2 protein-coding genes and 1 pseudogene are annotated in these 2,185 nt (G+C 66.1%); 1 reads left to right on the top strand and 2 read right to left on the bottom strand.

What is annotated here, in order from left to right; translation table 11 throughout:
• Nucleotides 1-229: pseudogene (locus HMH01_RS17775) on the bottom strand (hypothetical protein); the annotation flags it as partial.
• Nucleotides 230-548: 319 nt separating this feature from the next.
• The gene (locus HMH01_RS17685; RefSeq protein ID WP_171327118.1) at nucleotides 549-749 is read right to left on the bottom strand and encodes a heavy-metal-associated domain-containing protein; all 201 of its coding nucleotides are present in this window, start codon (nucleotides 747-749) and stop codon (nucleotides 549-551) included.
• Between the two features lie 246 nt (nucleotides 750-995).
• On the opposite strand from HMH01_RS17685, the gene HMH01_RS17680 reads away from it, so the two are divergent.
• Nucleotides 996-2,185 (top strand): heavy metal translocating P-type ATPase (locus HMH01_RS17680; protein WP_171327117.1); only part of this gene is annotated, 1,190 nt, incomplete at its 3' end.

The following is a 2,185-nucleotide window of genomic DNA, read 5'->3' as shown; positions in this document are numbered from 1 at the left end:
CGAAAACTGTCAGCCCCGCGCAGACGAAAACGCAAAGTCCGGCATCTGCCTCACCGCACGCAGCCTCACCTGCGCAGCCATGGGCATCGCCTGCCTCCACGTGAATCATCATCTCGGCATGAAACGCATGGTTCGCCTCCGGACTCATGCTGGAGGCATGCCACGGCGCTACTGTCGTCAAGAGGGCGACAGCGAGCACTTGCAGCCATGTGACGGCACGAGCGAACATGACAAGAACATAGCGACCAGTGGCTCGGGAGTCCATTTCAGCCGGTATCACTTTCGCGGGTGTCTGGGGTGCGATTGGCCGCCCCTTCCGGAGACCGCGCAGCGGGAGCCGCCCTCGCGAGGGCGGCTCTGCAGGAGCGGGGTCAGTGTCCGCCATGAAGTGCGCCAGACGGAGCAACCTCGTGAACGGAGTGGGCGATCGGTTCAGCCGCGGCAGGGCCGTTCGCAGCCACTTGCACCTGGATCAAGGCAAGAGCCACGGCGGCTGCCGAAGCCGTTCCCAGGAACGCGATGGAAATGCGGGACATGGCCGTTCACCGTTAAGCGGCTTCGCGGGCAGCGGGATAGCCCGCCTCGGCGAGAACGGCCTCGATCTCGGCGCGCGCGGCCGAGGTTTCGACCTCGATCTTGCGGTTTTCGGGATCGGCCTTGATCACCGCGGCCTTGTCGACCGACTGGATCGCCTTGGTCACGCTCCGTGCGCACCCGAAGCAGGTCATGTTTTCGATGTAGAATTGCATGTTTGCCTCCTTTGTTTGATTGGCAAACAAACAACTGGGCGTTCCCATGCTGGGAGGGTCAAGTGCGTATCTGCAGATTTTTCCTGGCGGTCGAAAATCATGTTCCCGTGTGTCGTGGGTATGAGAACACGCGCGCGCGAGACCATCACGGGCCCTAACAAGAAATCGGAAAAAAGGCTGTTGACCCTCCCAACATGGGAGACCTCATTTCCTTGCGCATCACCGCTAATCCGAAGGGAATCAGCCATGAATGCGCCAGCCAGTTTCACCCGGGAGACCGTCTCCCTTCCGATCGAAGGTATGACCTGTGCCTCCTGCGTGGGCCGCGTCGAGCGTGCCCTGAACGCCGTTCCCGGTGTTCTCGATGCCAGCGTCAACCTCGCCACCGAGCGCGCGGACGTCCGCCTTGCCGGGCCCGTCGACCGCGCTGAACTGATCCGGGCCATCGAGGATGCCGGCTACACCGTCACCGCCGCGACCATCGAACTCGCCATCGAGGGGATGACCTGCGCCTCCTGCGTCGGTCGCGTCGAGCGCGCGCTGCGCGCCGTGCCCGGCGTCAGCGAGGCGACCGTGAACCTCGCCACCGAGCGCGCGACGGTGAAAGGTGCGGCGGATCCCGCCACCCTCGTCGCCGCGGTCGCCGAGGTCGGTTACACCGCCCGGCCCGTCGACGGCGGCGCTGCTGCCAATGCAGAGGCCGAGGCGAAGAAGGAGCAGGAACACCGCATCCTGCGGCGCGACCTCGGGATTGCCGCGGGCCTGACCCTGCCGGTCTTCCTGCTGGAGCTGGGCAGCCACGTCATCCCCGGCGTGCACCACCTGATCGCCTCGACCATCGGCATGACGGCCAGCTGGCTGATCCAGTTCGTGCTGACAACGCTGGTGCTCGCCTTCCCCGGCATGCGCTTCTACCAGAAGGGCATGCCGGCGCTGCTGCGCGCCGCGCCCGACATGAACAGCCTGGTCGCCGTCGGCACGCTTGCCGCCTATGCCTATTCGCTGGTTGCGACATTCGCGCCGGGCCTGCTGCCGGCGGGTACGGTTAACGTCTATTACGAAGCCGCCGCGGTCATCGTGACGCTGATCCTGCTGGGCCGCGTGCTCGAGGCGCGGGCAAAGGGCCGCACGTCCGAGGCGATCAAGCGGCTCGTGGGGTTGCAGGCCAAGACCGCCCGCGTGCGGCGCGGTGCAGGCCTCGTCGAGATCGACGTGTCGGACGTCGCCCCCGGCGACATCGTCGAAGTTCGCCCCGGCGAACGGGTACCGGTCGACGGCGAGGTGATCGAGGGCGAGAGCTGGATCGACGAGTCGATGATTACCGGCGAGCCGCTCCCGGTTGCCAAGACTGCCGGCGCCCAGGTCACGGGCGGCACGGTCAACCAGACCGGCGCCTTCGCCTTCCGCGCCACGGCTGTCGGCGGCGACACGATGCT

Origin of the sequence: Halovulum dunhuangense (assembly GCF_013093415.1) — a bacterium.
GTDB lineage: Bacteria > Pseudomonadota > Alphaproteobacteria > Rhodobacterales > Rhodobacteraceae > Halovulum > Halovulum dunhuangense.
The sequence above is the reverse complement of the archived record's forward strand: the minus strand, read 5'-3'. Positions and strand labels throughout refer to the sequence as shown.